The following is an 18,860-nucleotide window of genomic DNA, read 5'->3' on the forward strand; positions in this document are numbered from 1 at the left end:
GTTTCGATCGACCGCCGCGCCGGGCAACATGCCCGGCGCGCGGGCCGGGCTTTTTCGTTCATTTCATTCAGGACCGCATCATGATCTCCCGTCATCGCAGAACCTTCTTTGTGCAGGCCGCCGGCCTGTGCGCCGCGCTCGCGGCCGGCACGCGCGCATTCGCCGCCGCTCCGCCCGTCGACGAAAACGACGCGACGGCGAAGACGCTCGGCTACCGCGCCAAGGCGACGACCGTCGACGCCGGCAAGTTCCCGAAGTACCAGGCCGGCCAGACGTGTGCGAACTGCCGCTTCTACAAGGCCGCCGCGGGCGAATCCTCGGGGACGTGCCCGATGTTCGCGGGCAAGACGGTTGCCGCGGAAGGCTGGTGCAACGTCTATGCCAAGCTCGCTTGACGCCGGGCCCGCTCGCGAACGCGACGGCGCGCCGTCGCCGTGTCGCGGCGCCCACGCCGACCGCGCCGCGCATCTGCATGCGCTGATCGCGCTGGGCATCGATCGCGGCTACGTGACGCACGGCGAAATCGCCGATGCGTTGCCCGACGACGCGGCCGACGGCGCAGATGTGGACGCCGCCGCGTCGATGCTGCGTGAGCTCGGCATCGACGTACGCGAGCATGCCGGCGCGCACACCGCATGGACGCTCGACCGTCATTTCGCGCAAGTGACGGAAGTCGCGTCGCCGCTCGCCGACGCATCGACGCCGCTCGCGGCCGACGATCTGCTCGCCGGCCGGACCAACGACCCGATCCGGCTCTATCTGCGGGAAATGAGCGCGACGCCGCTGCTCGAACGCGACGAAGAGATCGCGCTCGCGGTTCGTCTGGAAAGCGGCCGCGCGGCATGCATCGACGCGTTGAGCCGCGATCCGGCGGCACTCGCCGCCGTCGCGGCGATCGCGAACGACATCCGCGCCGGCAAGGTGGCGGCGTCGGTTTACGTGACGGGGTTTGCCGGCGATGCCGAATCGGCCGCAAGTGCGCCGACGACGTTACCCGACGATCCACGCATGGCCTCACCCGCGCCCGACGACGACGCAGGCCTTGCCCTCGACAGCCCCGCATGGCGCGATACGGTCGTCGAAGCACTCGAACGCGCCGGTGCACCGGCATCGGCGATGCAGCACGCATTGCACGCGGACGGCTTCGCGTCCACCGCTTACCGGGCGCTGCTGCGCGAGGCGGCCGCGTCGACCGGCCGCATCCGCTTCACCTCGCGCGCGATCGAGCGTATCAGGCAAGCGAACGGCGAGCGCGCGACTCAGGCGCGCACGCTCGAAAAACGGCTCGTCGACACGCTGGTCGCCACGGGCATCCCGCTCGATGCCGCGCGCCACGAACTCTTCGCGCCGTGCGACGACGTACGCGCATGGCTGCACACATGCAGCGCCGCGCATCCCGACTGCGCCGCCACCCTAGCCCGCCACGCACCGGCGCTGATCGACGCGCGCGGCGCGCTCGCTCGCCTCGCGGCGCAGTCTCCGTTGCCGCTCGACATCGCGATAGCGCTCGACGCGCGGCTCTCGCGGATCGAGCGCGCGATGCAGCCCGCGAGAACGAAGCTGTTCCAGAGCAATCTGCGGCTCGTCGTGTCGGTCGCCAAACGCTATGCCGACCGCGGCCTGCCGTTCGCCGATCTGATCCAGGAAGGCAATATCGGCCTGATGAAGGCCGTCGATCGCTACGATCACCGGCGCGGCTTCAAATTCTCGACGTATGCGACGTGGTGGATCCGGCAGGCGATCACGCATGCGCTCGCCGATCTGGGGCGCACGATCCGCGTGCCCGCACATACGGTCGATTCGCTCAACAAGCTGTCACGGCTCGCGCGCATCCATCGGCAACGGACCGGCGACGTCGCCGACGCACGAGCGCTCTCCACGCAGATGCGGCTGCCGGTCGACAAGGTGCGCGAGCTGATGAGCATCGTGCGCGAGCCGATCTCCGCCGACCTGCCGGTTTCGCCCGATCACGACCTCACGTTGTGCGACGTCACGATCGACGCCGACGCGCCGACGCCGGAAGAAGCCGCGAGCGCCGGTCAGTTGCGCGCGGCGGTTGCCGAGCTGATCGACAGCCTGCCGGTACGCGAAGCGTGGATTCTGCGCCTGCGGTACGGCATCGACGTCGACAACGAGTATTCGCTGCGCGAGATCGGCCGGCAACTGAACCTGTCGGCCGAACGCGTTCGTCAGCTCGAGGTATCGGCGCTCGAACGTATCCGGCAATTCAGGCACGCACCGGCACTTCGCTCGTTGCTCGCCTGACGCGGCGGTGCCGGACGACCACCTGCCGGCTCGCCCCGACTGCTCAGGACTGCAACACGACCTGCTGCATTTCTGAACGCCGCGCCGCATCGCGCTACCGTCCGCGATGCCGCCGCTTAGCCGGGAGCGGGCGCGACACGCCGGACCGTCGCGGCTTGCGCCGCATGCCCCCATCCGTCACGCGACTGGCACGCATGTTGCGTTTTCCCGAGCGCCGTCAGGAATCACATGAACGCATGGAGACACGCTTGTCCAAGATCGAATCGGTTCTTCACGAAACCCGTCAGTTCGCGCCGCCCGCGGCGCTCGAGAAGACGGCGACCATTTCCGGCATGCCGGCCTACCGCGCGCTCGTCGCCGAGGCCGACCAGGATTACGAAGGCTTCTGGGCGCGTCTCGCGCGCGAAGGCCTCACGTGGCACAAGCCGTTCACGAAGGTGCTCGACGAGCGCAACGCGCCGTTCTACACCTGGTTCGACGACGGCGAGCTGAACGCGTCGTACAACTGTCTCGACCGTCACGTCGAAGCCGGCCACGGCGAGCGCGTCGCGGTGATCTTCGAGGCCGACGACGGCACCGTCACCCGCGTCACCTATGCCGATCTCCTCGCGCGCGTGTCGCGCTTCGCCAATGCGCTGAAGAAACGCGGGATCGGCAAGGGCGATCGCGTCGTCATCTACATTCCGATGTCGATCGAAGGCATCGTCGCGATGCAGGCCTGCGCGCGCATCGGCGCGACCCACTCGGTCGTGTTCGGCGGCTTCTCCGCGAAATCGCTGAACGAGCGGCTCGTCGACGTCGGCGCGGTCGCGCTGATCACCGCCGACGAGCAGGCGCGCGGCGGCAAGACGCTGCCGCTCAAGAGCATCGCCGACGAGGCGATCGCGCTGGGCGGCTGCGAAGCGGTCAAGAGCGTGATCGTCTATCGCCGCACCGGCGGCAAGATCGACTGGCATGCAGACCGCGACCTGTGGATGCACGAGTTGGTGGACGGCGAATCCGACCGCTGCGAGCCGACCTGGGTCGGCGCCGAGCATCCGCTGTTCATCCTGTATACGTCGGGCTCGACCGGCAAGCCGAAGGGCGTGCAGCACAGCACGGGCGGCTACCTGCTGTGGGCCGCGCAGACAATGAAGTGGACCTTCGACTGGAAACCCGACGACGTGTTCTGGTGCACGGCCGACATCGGCTGGGTCACGGGCCACACGTACATCACCTATGGCCCGCTCGCATGCGGCGGCACGCAGGTCGTGTTCGAAGGCGTGCCGACGTATCCGGACGCCGGCCGTTTCTGGAAGATGATCGGCGATCACAAGGTCACCGTGTTCTACACCGCGCCGACCGCGATCCGTTCGCTGATCAAGGCGGCCGAAGCCGACGACAAGGTGCATCCGAAGAGCTATGACCTGTCGAGCCTGCGCATCATCGGCACGGTCGGCGAGCCGATCAATCCGGAAGCGTGGATGTGGTACCACAAGCACGTCGGCCACGAGCGCTGCCCGATCGTCGATACGTGGTGGCAGACCGAGACCGGCGGCCACATGATCACGCCGCTGCCGGGCGCCACGCCGACCGTGCCGGGTTCGTGCACGCTGCCGCTGCCGGGCATCACGGCCGCGGTGGTCGACGAGACGGGGCAGGACGTGCCGAACGGGCAAGGCGGCATTCTGGTCGTCAAGCGCCCGTGGCCCGCGATGATCCGCACGATCTGGGGCGATCCGGAGCGTTTCAAGAAGAGTTACTACCCGGAAGAGCTCGGCGGCACGCTCTATCTGGCCGGCGACGGCACCGTGCGCGACAAGGAGACCGGCTACTTCACGATCATGGGCCGGATCGACGACGTGCTGAACGTGTCGGGCCACCGGCTCGGCACGATGGAGATCGAGTCGGCGCTGGTGTCGCATGAACTCGTGGCCGAGGCGGCGGTGGTCGGCCGTCCGGACGATACGACGGGCGAGGCGGTCGTGGCGTTCGTGGTGCTGAAGCGTTCGCGCCCGGAAGGCGACGAAGCGGCGGCGCTCGCGAAGACGCTGCGCGACTGGGTCGGCAAGCAGATCGGGCCGATCGCGAAGCCGAAGGACATCCGCTTCGGCGACAACCTGCCGAAGACGCGCTCGGGCAAGATCATGCGGCGCCTGCTGCGCTCGCTCGCGAAGGGCGAGGCGATCACGCAGGACACGTCCACGCTCGAGAACCCGGCCATCCTCGAGCAGTTGAACCGTTCGATGTAACGCCGCCCGCCACGGCGGGCGCATCGCTTCACCGCGGCGTCGCAGCACGGCCGCTGGCCCGTTTCCCACGCCGGGCTCGCGGCCGCGTTCGCGCCGGCGAGAAGCATCGCCGTGCGTTCCCCGACGGCACGGCATGCAGGCGGCTCGCAGCGCTTCCGCCAACGAAGGTTTAATCAGTTGTGCGTATTACAACACTCACAAAACGGAGACAGACGATGAAGAGCAGGACATGGACGATTTGCGCGGCGCTGCTGGGCGCGGCGGCAAGCACGAGCAGTTTCGCGCAGAGCAGCGTCACGCTGTACGGCGACCTCGACGCCGCATTGCTCTATACGAGCCGCTCGTTGGATTCGGCGACCGGCGGCAACGCCGGACGCCAGTTCGCGCTGACCGACACGGGCATGACGCCGACCAACTTCGGCATCACGGGCACCGAGGATCTCGGCGGCGGGCTGCACGCGCGATTCAAGCTGGAAAGCGGCTTCAACATCACGGACGGCGCGTTCGGCCACTCGAACGGCAACTTCTTCGGCCGCCAGGCATGGGTCGGAATCGACGGCGGCTTCGGCGAAACGAAGGTCGGCCTGCAGTTCTCGCCGTTCGTGCTCGCGATCCTCGGATCGGATCCGCGCAACGTCTCGCACTTCGGCGCCGCGCTGGTTCCGTACGTCGACAACGTGCTCGTCACGGGCCTCTTCAATCCGAACGCGATTTCGTACACGAGCCCGACCATCGCCGGGCTGACGGCCAGCGCGATGTTCGGCTTCGGCGGCAAGGCCGGCGACTTCCAGGCGGGACGCCAGTATTCCGGCAGCCTCACCTATACGAACGGCGGTTTCATGCTCAACGCGGCGCTCTACGACGGCAACGGCGGTACGTCCCCGACGCCGGTGCCGAGCACGGTCGCGTTCGTCGGCCGCACGATCGGTGCCGCCTACACGTTCGGGCCGGTGACCGGCAAGGCGTCGTTCACGAGCTACAAGGTCGCCGGCTCGTTCAGCAATAACGTGTATAGCGCCGGCCTCGACTACCGCGTCACGCCGGCCCTCGACCTGAACACCGGCGCGTGGTACACGACCGACCGCAACGACTCGCACAATCATTCGCTGCTGGCCGCGATCGGCGCCGACTACAGCCTGTCGAAGCGAACCGGCCTGTATGCGCAGGTCGGCGTCGTCAACAACCACGGCGCGATGAATACCGGCCTCGGCATCACGGGCGGCGCGCTGTACGGGCTGCCGGGCACGACGGTCGGCGTCAACGCCGGCATTCACCACGTGTTCTGACGCAGCGCCTGTGGACGGGCGGCCGCCACGCGCCGCCCGTCCCTCGTCACGCCGCCGCGCGGCCGCGCGGCCGCCACGGCAAACGTGGCGCAAACGTGGTGCAAACGCGCCCCGCCCGGCGCCGGTCCGGCCGTCGGGGATGCCGATCTCGATGTTTACCCGACCTCAAGTCCGCGGCCGTGCAGCCGTCAAGTCAGGAACGCACGCCCACCATCCGCCGGGAACCCGGTGCGCATGTCCTCAAGGAGACCCACCAACGTGAACTTCTTCGGAATCGGCCGCGGCCGCCGTTCGTCGCGCGCGCTCGTCGGCGACATCGCCGAACAGGCCGGCAGGCTGGGCATCGAGATCTGCGACGTGTCGGGTCACGTCGAGGAAGTCGCGGCCCGCGTCGCCCGACAGGCGGAGGTGTGCCACACGCTGCGCGAATCGGCCGCCCTCACGCTGCGCGGCAACCACCGGATCGCCGAGGCCGCGCAGCAGGTGCGCGACGTCAGCGCCAATGCGTCGAATGCGGTCCGGCAGTCGCAGCAGACGATCGAGGCCTCGCTCGCCGACATTCACGGCCTCGTCGAGGGCGTCACCACGATCAGCGACCAGATGGGCGCGCTGCGCGACGCACTCGATCACGTGCGGGCCGTGTCCGAGGAAATCTCCGTCATCGCGCGCCAGACCCACCTGCTCGCGCTGAACGCCGCGATCGAGGCCGCGCGCGCCGGCGAGTCGGGCCGCAGCTTCGCGGTCGTCGCGGCCGAGGTCAAGAACCTGTCCGCGAAGACCGGGCAGGCGACGGCCCAGATCGAGACGACCCTCGCGCGGCTCGCCGAGCAGACCGAACACCTGCTCGCGGAAGGCACCGACAACGCCGCCCGCGCACATCGCGTGCGCGAGGGCACGCGCACGATCGGCGAGGTCGTGCACGCGACCGGTCACGCGATCACCGAACTCGCCGGCGAGGCCGAACAGATCGCGTCGCTGACGGACGAGATCGAGACGCAGTGCCATCGTCTCGACGAACAGGTGGGCGAGATGGCGTCCGGCGTCGAGAACTCGGCCCAGAACTTCTCGCAGGCCAAGGACCGGCTCGGCAATCTGCTCTCCGTCTCCGAGACGCTGATCGAGCTCACCGCCGCGACCGGTATCGAATCGCCCGACACGCGCCTGATCGACGCCGCGCGCAGCACGGCCGCCGCGATCGGCAAACTCTTCGAGGAGGCGGTCGGCCGCGGCGACATCACGCTCGACGCGCTCTTCGACACGCACTACGAACCGATTCCCGGCACCGACCCGCAGCAGTTCATGACGCGCTTCACGGCGTTTACCGATCGCGTGCTGCCGGCCTTCCAGGAGCCGGTGCTCGATCTCGACGAACGCATCGTCTATTGCGCGAGCTTCGACCGGCAGTGCTACCTGCCGACCCACAACCGGAAGTTCTCGCTGCCTCAGCGCTCGGACGCCGCGTGGAACGCGGCGAATTGCCGGAACCGCCGGATCTACACGGACCGCACGGCGCGCATGTCCGTGGCGCATGACAAGCCGTTCCTGTTGCAGACCTATCGGCGCGACATGGGCAACGGCCAGTTCGCGCTGATGAAGGACGTGTCCGCGCCGATCGTCGTCGGCGGACGGCCGTGGGGCGTGCTGAGAATCGGCTACAGCGTCTGAACCGGCGCGAGCGGGCCGCGCCTGCTTACTGCTCCAGCCCCACTCCCGGCGGCCGCTGATCGCTGCGGCCGTGATCGTCGACCACCCGCACCGTATAGCTGCCGGCCGTGCGCGGCCGCCAGAACAACGCGTCGCCGGTGCGCGGCGGCCGACGTACGCATCGTTGACGAACCCGTACAGCGCATGCGCGCTCGCATCGGCGGTCGCGTTGAACGCGATGCGCGTTTCGTCGGTGGTCTTCACGCGCTTCGCATACGGACTGCCGTGTAGCGGCGACGTGACGCGCGGCGGGTCGCCTTCGACCTGCCCGGCATCGCGGCAATCCGGATGCAGCACGCCCCGGTCGAAGCCGGGCGCATAGACGAACGGCTGGAGCCCGGAGCCCGGCGAGCGCCGCGCGAGCGTGCCATTCACCTGCCCGTCGATCGAGCGATCGAAGAAGTTCGCGGGGCCGACCCGCGCCTTCACGCCCATGTCGCGCGTATCGTTGCGCGCGGCGAGCGCCTGGTCGACCGCATGCGGCGCGTCGAACGGCAACGCGGACAGCGGCTTGAGCGACGCATCGCCCGGATGCGTCGTCAACCAGCGCGCATACAGCCGGTTACGCGACGCGGCCAGCGCACGGTCGATCGCGTCCTGCCCGCCGCGCACGTAGGTGATCCATGCGTCGCACGCGAGCCCGTACGGATTGAAACCCGGATGCCACCGGAACCAGCGGTCCTCGTGCAGCATCACGGCTTCGACCCGTTGCGGCCCACGCGGGCGCCGTCCACGATACGTCGCCGACCCGGCAGGCGGTCGGGTATCGGCTGGTCGCGGGCCGTCGCTACTCGACGGCTGCACGCGGTCGCGCCACGTTCGCTAGAATGCGCGGCTCGGCAGGATCGAATCGAAATGAAAGGAAACCGCTTGAAACTCCCGTTCGAATGGCAGATCGGGCTGCGCTACGCGCGCGGCGGCCGACGCTCGGCCGGCGACGGCTTCGTGTCGTTCATCGCCGGCGCCGCGATGGCCGGCATCGCGCTCGGCGTGGCCGCGCTGATCGTCGTGTTGTCGGTGATGAACGGCTTTCGCACCGAGGTGCGCGACCGGATGCTGTCGGTGCTCGCGCACGTGGAAATCTTCTCGCCGTCCGGCGCGATGCCCGACTGGCGACTGACCGCGCACGAATCGTTACAGAATGCGGCGGTGCGTGCCGTCGCACCCTACGTCGACGCGCAGGCGTTGCTGACGAACGCGGGCAACGTGACGGGCGTCGCACTGCGCGGCATCGATCCCGTGCTCGAACCGCGCGTGTCCGAGATCGCGCGCAAGCTGAAGACCGGGCGCCTCGACGCGCTCGCGCCGGGCGAGATGGGCATCGTGCTCGGCGCCGCGCTCGCCGATGCACTGCACGTGAAGATCGGCGACCGCATCACGTTCTTCGCGCCCGGCAACCGTGCGCGCCTGGGCGATGCGCTGCCGCGGTTCCGCCAGTTCAACGTGGTCGGCACGTTCGAGTCGGGCCACTATCAGTACGACAGCGCGCTCGCGTACATCCACATCCGCGATGCGCAGCAACTGTTCAACGTGCCCGCGCCGACCGGCATCCGGCTGCGCATCGACGATCTGCAGCGTGCGCCGGAGATCGCGCTGGCGCTGTCGCGTACGCTGTCGGGCGACCTGTATATCCGCGACTGGACGCGGCAGAACCGCACGTGGTTCGAGGCCGAGCGGCTGCAGAAACGCATGCTGTCGCTGATCCTGATGCTGATCGTCGCGGTCGCCGCGTTCAACCTCGTGTCGTCGCTCGTGATGACGGTCACGCAGAAGCAGGGCGACATCGCGATCCTGCGCACGCTCGGCGCGCCGCCCCGCTCGATCATGAAGATCTTCGCGATCCAGGGGATGACGATCGGCCTCGCCGGCACGCTGGCAGGCGTCGCGCTCGGCTGCGCGATCGCGGTGAGCATCCCGGTGGTGCTGCCGGCGATCGAGCAACTGCTCGGCATCCGCTTCCTGACGCCGTCCGTGTATTTCCTCAGCGCGCTGCCGTCGAAGCTGTCGGCGCTCGACGTGATCGAGATCGCGTCGGCCGCGTTCCTGATGTCGTGCGTCGCGACGCTGTACCCGAGCTGGCGCGCCGCACGGGTGCGGCCGGCCGAAGCGTTGCGCGACGAGTAGACGCAGCCGGCTCGATTGGCGCGGCGTTACGCGATCTCGTGGAAACCGACGCTGTTGCCGCCGTCCGGCGTGTAGCCGGCGAGCACGTCGAAGCCGACGTTGACGAGTTCCACGCGCATGCCGTAGGACTTGTTGCCGGACGCGTCGACGAAGATCGCCGTGCCCGACGATAGCTGGCGTGCGGCGTCCAGCAACGCGAGCGTGCCGCGCGCGCTGCCGGCCGACGGCGCGATCGTCAGCGTCGTGCCGTCCTGCGTGGTGAAGTGCCCGCCGGGCGGCACGGGCGGCGGGTTGTCCGCGACCGACCGGTCGAGCAGGCTCATGAAGTGAAAGCGCGTGTCGGCGCCCTGACTCGCCGCCGCGCGATCGCTGTCCGTGAACGTATCGCCTCGCACGGCCGCACCCTGCGCGGCGATATCGACGGCCTGCTCGTGAAACGCGCGCGTCGCGAGCACGAGGCCGGCGTTCGCATTCAGCGTCGACTCGATCCATGCGCGGTCGCTGTCGGTCAACGTCGTCGACACCACCTTGATCCGGCCGGCGTCGGTCATGAAATCGAATGGCGCATCGGCCAGGTCCGGCCGCTTCGCGACGATGTCCCGCAGGCTCGTCGCGAGCGCGTCGGTCACGCCGCGCAGCTTCATCGACAGGTCGCCCACCATCGACAACTGTTTCGTCAGCGCCGCCTGCTGCGCTTCCGGGTCGATTGCCCGGATGCCGATCGGCGCGTCTTGCGGTGCGCCGGACGCGGTCGCGTCCGTCGTCTGACGCCCGTCGAGCGCCGCCTGTGCCATTTGCGCGAGCGTAAGGCCGCCCGCCGCCGTGACCGGAATCGTCATTGCCCTCTCTCTCGTTTTCAGCGCGTTTTTCATTGTTTACGGACGGATGGCCGGGAAGTTGAGCGTGCATGCAACACACACGTCGAAACTTTGTTTGACCCGAACTAAAAAAGTTTGACACGGGCATTTCGCTGAGATAACTTTTGCGCAAGCTTCCGGAAAGCAATCCGGCCAGCGTGCCGACTCGCGTCGCGCTTTCCTGCCGTTGCAGCACCGCCGTTCGCAACATTCCCGCCTCATTGCATCGTGCCGTTCCGTTTCATTCGAAACCTGAAGGAATCCCGGGCATGCCCGCATTTGATTCGCAGTCCTGCATTCGCAGCGAACCGCCGCACTGACGATTTCCGTTCGGGGCGATGCACTCGCCTCGACGCCGGCCGGATGCGCGCCGCCTGACGCGCGCCGGCACCGGGCGAGACGCTCATCCATCTCGCCCGCCGTTTTTTGATGGTGCAGTTCCGCTTCATCCGACGCAGCACCCGGCCAGGCCGCAGGGGGCGTATCGCGAGCCAGCCGGTTCCAGACAAACACAAGAGACGAGGTCGATTCAATGAACATTCATCGAACCGGAGTGCGGCGCGCATGGCTGCCCGCGCTCGTGGCGGCCGCGACGCTCGCCGCGTGCGGCGGCGACGACGGCGGCAGCGTGGCGGGCGTGTCAGCGCTCGCGCAGGGCCAACAGGAGGGGGCCTCCGCCGCGGCCGACACGGCCAATACGCCATCGCTCGCGTCGCGCTTTTCGCCGTCCGGCGTGCCGTACGCGAATCCGGCGAGCGGCGGACGCTACAAGCCGGTGATCAGCAACGGCCAGGTGCAGCCGTCGCTGTCGGGCGGCACGATCGAGGAAAACGCGTGGGTCGACACGCCGGTCGATTCCGACGGCGACGGCACGCGCGACCGCATCCACGTACGCATCGTGCGGCCATCCGAAACCGCGAACGGCGCGCGCACGCCCGTCATCGTGCTCGCGAGCCCGTATTACGCCGGGCTCGCCGACAGCCCCAATCACGACGTCGACGTCGAACTCGACGGCACGCCGCATCCGGCCGCGACCGCCGGCGCGCCCGCATCGGCGTCCGCCCGCATCCTGGCCGCGGCGCCGCAATCGCGGATGCTGCAGCAGGTCGAGGCGGCTGCCGCCGGCCGCTCGTGGATCGAAAGCTATTTCGTGCCGCGCGGCTTCACGATCGTCTATGCGGATTCGCTCGGCACCGCCGGCTCGGACGGCTGCCCGACGATCCTGACGCGCGACGAATCGGTCGCGATGGCGTCGGTGATCCGCTGGCTCGGCCGCGATGCGACCGCGAAGGACGCGAACGGCAAGACGGTCGTCGCGAACTGGTCGACCGGCCACGTCGGCATGTACGGCGTGTCGTACGACGGCACGCTGCCGAAGATGGTCGCCAGCCTGCGCACGCGCGGGCTCGACGCGATCGTGCCGATCGCCGGGCTGTCGAACATGTACGGCTACTACCGCTCGGGCGGCCTCGTGCGCGCGCCGGAAGGCTATCAGGGCGAGGACGTCGACGTCTACATCAAGGCGCTGCTGACCAACGCGCATCCGGAGCGCTGCACGCACCTGATCGACGAAGCACTGCAGCAGGAAGACCGCAAGACCGGCGACTATTCGCCGTTCTGGGCCGCACGCGACATCCCGACCGGGTTCGCGGTCGCGCCGGCGCTCGTCGCGCAGGGCCTCACCGACGACAACGTGCGCGTCGACCAGTCGACGTCGTGGTATCTGGCGATGCGACGCCAGGGCGTGCCGACCCAGCTGTGGCTGCATCGCCTGAAGCACACCGATCCGACCCGCGTGCCGGGCATGGCCGACGCGTGGACCGCGGAGGTGAACCGCTGGTTCACGCGCTACCTGATCGGCTATGACAACGGCGTCGAGCAGGATCCGCGCGCGGTGATCGCGCAGGCGGACGGCACGCTGCTGAAGGAAGCCGACTGGGCCGCGCGGCGCGCCACGCCGGTCACGTACTTCGCGGGCGGCGACGGCGCCGGTACCGGCACGCTGCTGCGGCTGCCGAGCGGCGGCCCGCTCGCGCGCTTCACCGACGATGCGCGCATTCCCGCGCTCACGCTGGCGAACGCGCCGACCGGCGAAAACCGCAGCCGCTTCGAGACGGCCCCGCTGACAGCCGCCACGCGCATCTCCGGCACCGCGACCGCGCACGTCAGGCTGACCTTCACGGGCGTCGCGAACGTGACGGCGCTGCTGGTCGACCGCGCGCCGGACGGCACGGCGACGATCGTCACGCGCGCATGGACCGACCCGCGCAACCGGCTGTCCGAGTGGGTGTCGCAACCGGTGCTGCCCGGCATGCCGTACGACCTGAAGCTGACCTTCATGCCGCGCGACTACCGGCTGGAAGCCGGCCACCGGCTGGGGCTCGTCGTCCTCTCCAGCGACTACGAGGCGACGCTGCGACCGACGCCCGGCACGGGCCTGACGCTCGATCCGGCCGGCACGTCGGTGACGGTGCCGCTCGCGTCATCATCGACGGGCGCGTAGTCGTGCGCCGGCTGGCAGCCTGACGCTGCCGTCTCCCCCGCCCGCATCCGCGTCGATGCGGGCGGGGGCATCGCGGCAAGAAGGGAACACCTGCGCTAGGCTGCGGCAATCGAATGCCTACGGTGAGCCCCCATGATTCCTCTCAGCGCCAAAGCCATCGTCCGCGATGGCCGTTCCGTCCTGTTCCTGCGCAATCCCCGCGACGAGTGGGAGCTGCCGGGCGGCTGGCCCGAAGCGGGCGAATCGCTCGAAGACGCGGTCACCCGCGAAGTGCAGGAAGAATGCGGAATCGTCGCGTCGGCGATCCGCTACGTGGGCAGCCGCTCGTGCGAGGTCGTGCCGGGCAAGCGCGTACTGATCGTGTGCTTCCAGTGCGAGGTCGATCGCCATGACATCGTGCTGAGCGACGAGCACCACCAGTTCGGCTGGATCGATCTCGATGCCGACAAGCCGGCGAACCTGCCGGATTTCTACTGGACATTCTGCAAGCAGGCGGACTGATTCGACGCCGCCGCGCGGCGCTCACACCGGCGTCAACACCGGTTGCCCCGCGAAATGCCGCGCCGCGTTGTCGAGAAACTGCCGCACCGAACGATCGAGTGCCTCGGGCGACCAGCCGCCCATGTGCGGCGTGAGCACGACGCTGTCGAGATCCGTCAGCGCACGCGGCGGCTCCGGTTCGCCTTCGTACACGTCGAGCCCCGCGCCCGCGATGCGCCGTTCGCGCAACGCGTCCGCCAAAGCAGCGGTATCGACAACACTGCCGCGCGACACGTTGACGAGAAAGCCGCCGGGGCCGAGCGCGTCCAGCACGGTGCGATCGATCAGATGCCGCGTGCCCACGCCGCCCGGCGTCGCGACGATCAGGAAATCGGCCCACTGCGCGAGCGCGTCGACCCGGTGGAAATAGCGATACGGCACGGGCTTCTCCGACCGGTTGTGATAACCGATCTCGATGTCGAAGCCGGCCACGCGGCGCGCGCATTTCTCGCCGATCTTGCCGAGCCCGACGATGCCGAGCTTCTTGCCCGACACGTTCGGCGGCATCGACAGCCCGTCGCGCCATACGCCCGCGCGGGTCTTCGCATCGAGCTGCACGACGTTGCGCACCGCCGCGAGCAGCAGCGCGAACGCGTGATCGGCGACGCAATCGTCGTTGGTGCCGGCGCCCGTGACCACGACAATGCCGCGCGCCTTCGCATGCGCGACGTCGATGTGCTCGTAGCCCGCGCCGAGCGCGCTGACGAACGTAAGTTGCGGCAGCCGGTCGATCTCGGCGGCGGTCAGCCCGGTGCTGCCGTTGGTCAGCACCGCACGAATCGTGCTGCCGTGTTCGGCGATCGCGCGTTCGCGCGCATCGGGCGTCGGGGCATAACGCACGTCGAACGACGCGGCGATCTCGCGATGCGCGTCGCCGCGCAGCGCGATGAGGACCAGCAGCTCGGGCTTCATGTCAGCAAATGTCCGCAGGCGGGGAACGAATTTCAGTGTAACAAGCCCGCATGACGGATGCGGGTTATCCCCACACCGGCTGTGGACACGCCGCCGCACGCGGTTTGCCAAAGCCCGCTCAGTCAAGTAACTTTCGGCGTACGCCCCCGTCCTGGAGATTGGCCCCGATGAAGCTCGCCCTGCCCGCCCGGATCCTGGGCCTCGCGTTCGCCGCCGCCATCGTGGCGCCCGGCGCGCACGCCGACACGCCCGTCGTGGTGTCGTCGAAAATCGACACCGAAGGCAACCTGCTCGGCAACCTCATTTCGCAGGTGCTGAAGGCCCACGGCATTCCCGTCACCGAAAAGATCGCGCTCGGCACGACGCCGATCGTGCGCAAGGCGCTCACGAGCGGCGAGATCGACGTCTACCCCGAATACACGGGCAACGCCGCGTTCTTCTTCAACAAGGCCGACGACCCGGTGTGGAAGAACGCGAGCCAGGGCTACGACACCGCGAAAAAACTCGACTACGCGGCGAACCATCTCGTGTGGCTCGCCCCGGCGCCCGCGAACAACACGTGGGGCGTCGCGCTGCTTGCGCCCGTCGCTCAGTCGCAGCACCTGAAGACCTTCTCCGACTTCGGCAAGTGGGTGGCCGGCGGCGGCAAGGTGAAGCTCGCGGCCTCGGCCGAATTCGTGAACAGCGCATCGGCGCTGCCGTCGTTCGAGAAAGCGTACGGCTTCAAGCTGAAGCCCGAGCAGCTCGTCGTGCTGTCCGGCGGCGACACGGCCGCGACGATCAAGGCCGCCGCGAACCAGACCGACGGCGTGAACGCCGCGATGGTCTACGGCACCGACGGCGGCATCGCATCGAGCGGCCTCGCGGTGCTCGACGACGACAAGCACGTGCAGCCCGTCTACGCGCCGGCGCCGGTGATCCGCGAAGCCGCGCTGAAAGCGCATCCGCAGATTGCCGACTTGCTCAAGCCCGTGTTCGCGAGCCTCGACCTGAAGACGCTGCAATCGCTGAACGCCCGCATCCAGCTCAACGGCGAGCCGGCGGCCGGCGTCGCGAAAAGCTACCTGAAAGCGAAGGGTTTCGTGAAATGACGGAGCGCGCGGCCGCGTCCGCGCGGCGCGTCACGCTCGACAAGGTCGGCATCCTGATCGGCATCCTGACGATCGTCGCCGTGTTCGGCCTGTCGTTCGCGGTGCTGCGGCCGAACCGGATCGCGGCCGGCACCGGGCTGTCGGTGTTCGCCGCGCTGCCGGCGATGCAGGGCGCCGCGCTGGCCGCGCTGTGGACCGTCGGCGCGCTGTGGGCGATGACGGCGAGCCGCCCCGCGTGGCGGCTCGCCGCCGGCTGCGCGGGGCTCGCGACGCTCGCGTATGCGGTCGGCGCGGCCGCGACGCACGTCGTCGCGCCCGACGACATGCTGGCCCGCGTGTCGCCCGACGCCGGCGTCTGGCTGCTGCTGTTCGCGTGGGCCGTGCTCATCGCCGACGCGCTCGCGCGCCTCGCGTTCGGCCCGTGGCGGCGTCTTGCCGCGCTCGCCGTCGCGATCGCGGCGGTTGCCGTGCCGCTCGCGAGCGGCTGGTGGGACGGCCTCTCCGTGATGCGCGAATACGCGGTGCGCAGCGACGATTTCTGGCGCGAAGCGATCCGTCACGTGTCGCTCGCGGGCGGCTCGGTCGCCGCCGCGCTCGTGGCCGGCGTGCCGCTCGGCATCGCCTGTGCGCGCATCGCGGCGGTGCGCACCGTCGCGATGCCGGTGCTCAATATCGTGCAGACGATCCCCAGCATCGCGATGTACGGGCTGATGATGGCGCCGCTCGGCCTGCTCGCCGCGCACGTGCCGCTCGCGGCCGCGCTCGGCATTCGCGGGATCGGCGTCGCGCCGGCCGTGCTCGCGTTGTTCCTCTACTCACTGCTGCCGATCGCGTCGAGCGTCGTGGTCGGACTCGAACAGGTGCCGCCGCACGTGACCGAAGCGGCCCGCGCGATGGGCATGACGCGCGTGCAGCGGCTGCTGCGCGTCGACCTCGTGCTCGCGCTGCCGGTGATCCTGAGCGGCGTGCGCATCGTGCTCGTGCAGAACATCGGGCTGACCGCGGTTGCCGCGCTGATCGGCGGCGGCGGATTCGGCACCTTCATCTTCCAGGGGATCGGTCAATCGGCCGCCGATCTCGTGCTGCTCGGCGCGATCCCGACGATCGCGCTCGCACTGGCGGCCGCCGTCGTGTTCGAAGCCGCGACGTCGCTCGCGAAGGGACGTGCAGGATGATCGAGATCGAACGAGTCGGCAAACGCTTCGGCGACGTGGTCGCCGTCGACGACGTATCGCTGACGATGCAGCGCGGCACGATCACGGCGCTCGTCGGCGCATCGGGCAGCGGCAAGTCGACGCTGCTGCGCATGATCAACCGGCTGATCGCGCCGACCAGCGGCACGATCCGCATCGACGGCGTCGATACGGCGACGGTCGCACCCGAGCAACTTCGCCGCGGCATCGGCTATGCGATCCAGGGGCACGGGCTGTTTCCGCACTGGAGCGTCGCGCGCAACATCGCGACCGTGCCGCGCCTGCTCGGCTGGCCGGCCGAGCGCATCGCCGCGCGCGTGAACGAACTGCTCGACCTGTTCCACCTCGCGCCGGCCGAATTCGCCGGCAAGCTGCCGCACGAACTGTCGGGCGGCCAGCAGCAGCGCGTCGGGGTGGCGCGCGCCCTCGCCGCCGAGCCCGCGATGCTGCTGATGGACGAACCGTTCGGCGCGCTGGATCCGATCATCCGCAACAAGGCGCAGGACGACCTGTTCGCGCTGCAGCGCCGCCTCGGCATCACCGTGGTGATCGTCACGCACGATATCGAGGAAGCGCTGAAGCTCGGCGACACGATCGCGGTGATGGATGGCGGCCGGCTGCTGCAGGTCGCGTCGCCCGCCGAGATTCTCGGCCGGCCGGCAGCGGGGGTGGTCGAACAACTGGTCGCGGGCGTCGACCGGCCGCTGCGCCTGCTCGCGCTCACGCCGATCGACGCCGTGGCCGAAGCCGGCCACGCCGACGGCGAACCGATCGCCGCGACGCGCACACTGCGCGATGCGGTGTCCGAATTGTTGTGGCGCGGTGTCGACGCGCTGCCCGTCGACGATACGGCCACCGGCGACCGTCACGCACACGGCCCCCGTCGCATCACGCTCGACGCGATCCGCTCGCACGCGAGGCAGCCCGCATGACGACGCGCAGCAGCGTGGGGCCCAAGCGGCCGTCGCTTCCCGCGTACGTCGCCCGCGCGGCCGCGCTCGCGCTGCTGCTCGTGCTGTTGTTGCGCCCGGCCTGGCTGCAGGGTCTGTTCGCGCCGTTCGCGGACAACGGCGCTCCGGTGATCTACGATCGCGCGAGCCTGCTCGATCTCACGCTCGCGCACCTCGGCACGGTCGCGCTGTCGAGCCTGATCGGCACGATCGTCGCGGTCTCGGCCGGCATCGCGGTCACGCGTCCGTTCGGCGCCGATTTCCTGCCGGTCGCGCGCAGCGTCGTCGATATCGGCCAGACCTTCCCGCCGGTCGCCGTGCTCGCGCTCGCGGTGCCGGCAGTCGGCTTCGGATTGAAACCCGTGCTGATCGCGCTCGTGTTGTACGGGCTCCTGCCGGTTTTCGAAAGCACGATCGCGGGGCTCGAGGACGTGCCGCGCGACGTCGTCGACGCCGCACGCGGGATGGGGATGAGCGGGTGGCAGCAACTGGTGTCCGTCGAGCTGCCGCTCGCGTTCCCGGTGATCGTCAACGGCATCCGCCTCGCGGTCGTGATCAATCTCGGCACCGCGACGATCGGCTCGACCGTCGCAGCGCGCGGGCTCGGCGACGTGATCATCGCGGGCCTGCAGACATCGAACACCGCGTTCGTGCTGCAAGGCGGCGTGATCGTCGGCTTGCTCGCGGTGCTCGTCAGCGATGCGATCGGCGCGATTGCGCGGGTAGCGAGCGCGCGGCGCGCCTAGCAGCCGTTGCGCAATTTTCCGAAGGAGCAACCATGTCTGTCCTCGACACCGGCCCGTTTTTTCATGGCACGAAAGCGGATTTGCGGATCGGCGACTTGCTGACGGCAGGCTTCCGATCGAATTATCGGGACGACGTCGTGATGAATCACATTTATTTCACGGCCCTGCCCAAAGGCGCCGGCCTGGCCGCGGAAATGGCCAAGGGCGACGGCCGGCCGCGGGTCTATATCGTCGAGCCCACCGGCGAATTCGAAAACGACCCGAACGTCACGGACAAGAAATTCCCCGGCAATCCGACGCGCTCGTATCGAAGCACGTCGCCTTTGAAGATCGTCGGCGAACTCGATCGCTGGGAACCGTACGATCCCGAGTTCATCCAGCAGCTCAGAGCCCGCGTCGAAACCGGTATGGGCGAGATCATCAACTAGCGTTTCGTTCGCGCCGATTCGCAAATCGGG

The 18,860-nt window shown here is 69.0% G+C and carries 15 protein-coding genes; 13 read left to right on the plus strand and 2 right to left on the minus strand.

Annotation, left to right across the window (positions count from 1 at the left end):
- The first annotated feature begins 80 nt into the window (after positions 1–80).
- The 6 genes from DFS13_RS25990 (at position 81) to DFS13_RS26020 (ending at position 9,610) form a co-directional block, all read left to right on the plus strand.
- Positions 81–395, plus strand: coding sequence for a high-potential iron-sulfur protein (locus tag DFS13_RS25990; RefSeq protein ID WP_006486122.1), 315 nt, complete (start codon positions 81–83; stop codon positions 393–395).
- Complete coding sequence (locus tag DFS13_RS25995) at positions 379–2,265, plus strand: sigma-70 family RNA polymerase sigma factor (RefSeq protein ID WP_111442270.1); 1,887 nt, start codon at positions 379–381, stop codon at positions 2,263–2,265. The genes DFS13_RS25990 and DFS13_RS25995 overlap by 17 nt, the downstream gene beginning before the upstream one ends.
- Positions 2,266–2,513: 248 nt before the next feature.
- Entirely contained in the window at positions 2,514–4,496 is a 1,983-nt protein-coding gene (gene acs / locus DFS13_RS26000) for an acetate--CoA ligase (protein WP_109342832.1), read from the plus strand.
- 215 nt (positions 4,497–4,711) lie between these two features.
- Positions 4,712–5,782: a porin gene (locus tag DFS13_RS26005; RefSeq protein ID WP_006486121.1), complete on the plus strand. Its 1,071-nt coding sequence runs from the start codon at positions 4,712–4,714 to the stop codon at positions 5,780–5,782.
- A gap of 258 nt (positions 5,783–6,040) precedes the next feature.
- Positions 6,041–7,447 (plus strand): methyl-accepting chemotaxis protein, encoded by a 1,407-nt coding sequence (locus DFS13_RS26010; protein WP_111442271.1) that lies wholly within the window; start codon positions 6,041–6,043, stop codon positions 7,445–7,447.
- A gap of 894 nt (positions 7,448–8,341) precedes the next feature.
- On the plus strand, positions 8,342–9,610 hold the full coding sequence (locus tag DFS13_RS26020; protein ID WP_080332001.1) for a lipoprotein-releasing ABC transporter permease subunit: 1,269 nt from the start codon (positions 8,342–8,344) through the stop codon (positions 9,608–9,610).
- A gap of 26 nt (positions 9,611–9,636) precedes the next feature.
- On the opposite strand, the gene DFS13_RS26025 is transcribed toward DFS13_RS26020, so the two are convergent.
- Complete coding sequence (locus DFS13_RS26025) at positions 9,637–10,449, minus strand: hypothetical protein (RefSeq protein WP_181461626.1); 813 nt, start codon at positions 10,447–10,449, stop codon at positions 9,637–9,639.
- 550 nt (positions 10,450–10,999) lie between these two features.
- Here DFS13_RS26025 and DFS13_RS26030 point away from each other — a divergent pair.
- Positions 11,000–12,970 (plus strand): Xaa-Pro dipeptidyl-peptidase, encoded by a 1,971-nt coding sequence (locus DFS13_RS26030; protein WP_111442273.1) that lies wholly within the window; start codon positions 11,000–11,002, stop codon positions 12,968–12,970.
- A gap of 132 nt (positions 12,971–13,102) precedes the next feature.
- A complete protein-coding gene (locus DFS13_RS26035) occupies positions 13,103–13,471 on the plus strand; it encodes an NUDIX domain-containing protein (RefSeq protein ID WP_006496832.1) in 369 nt (122 codons plus the stop codon).
- 21 nt (positions 13,472–13,492) lie between these two features.
- On the opposite strand, the gene DFS13_RS26040 is transcribed toward DFS13_RS26035, so the two are convergent.
- Positions 13,493–14,422 carry a 2-hydroxyacid dehydrogenase gene (locus DFS13_RS26040; protein WP_111442274.1) on the minus strand — a complete coding sequence of 310 codons (930 nt, stop codon included), beginning with the start codon at positions 14,420–14,422 and terminating at the stop codon, positions 13,493–13,495.
- Between the two features lie 167 nt (positions 14,423–14,589).
- Here DFS13_RS26040 and DFS13_RS26045 point away from each other — a divergent pair, with 167 nt between their 5' ends.
- The 5 genes from DFS13_RS26045 to arr are packed head-to-tail and all read left to right on the plus strand — an operon-like array spanning position 14,590 to position 18,830.
- Positions 14,590–15,513 carry an ABC transporter substrate-binding protein gene (locus DFS13_RS26045; protein WP_006493662.1) on the plus strand — a complete coding sequence of 308 codons (924 nt, stop codon included), beginning with the start codon at positions 14,590–14,592 and terminating at the stop codon, positions 15,511–15,513.
- Positions 15,510–16,688, plus strand: a complete 1,179-nt coding sequence (locus DFS13_RS26050; RefSeq protein WP_012493541.1) for an ABC transporter permease — start codon at positions 15,510–15,512, stop codon at positions 16,686–16,688. Before DFS13_RS26045 ends, DFS13_RS26050 begins: the two co-directional genes overlap by 4 nt.
- On the plus strand, positions 16,685–17,638 hold the full coding sequence (locus DFS13_RS26055; RefSeq protein ID WP_059720695.1) for an ABC transporter ATP-binding protein: 954 nt from the start codon (positions 16,685–16,687) through the stop codon (positions 17,636–17,638). Before DFS13_RS26050 ends, DFS13_RS26055 begins: the two co-directional genes overlap by 4 nt.
- On the plus strand, positions 17,635–18,402 hold the full coding sequence (locus DFS13_RS26060) for an ABC transporter permease (protein ID WP_006489111.1): 768 nt from the start codon (positions 17,635–17,637) through the stop codon (positions 18,400–18,402). The genes DFS13_RS26055 and DFS13_RS26060 overlap by 4 nt, the downstream gene beginning before the upstream one ends.
- 32 nt (positions 18,403–18,434) lie before the next feature.
- Positions 18,435–18,830 (plus strand): NAD(+)--rifampin ADP-ribosyltransferase, encoded by a 396-nt coding sequence (gene arr / locus DFS13_RS26065; protein WP_006489117.1) that lies wholly within the window; start codon positions 18,435–18,437, stop codon positions 18,828–18,830.
- Positions 18,831–18,860 lie beyond the last annotated feature (30 nt).

The organism is Burkholderia sp. 28_3 (assembly GCF_003253915.1).
GTDB classification, from domain to species: domain Bacteria; phylum Pseudomonadota; class Gammaproteobacteria; order Burkholderiales; family Burkholderiaceae; genus Burkholderia; species Burkholderia cenocepacia.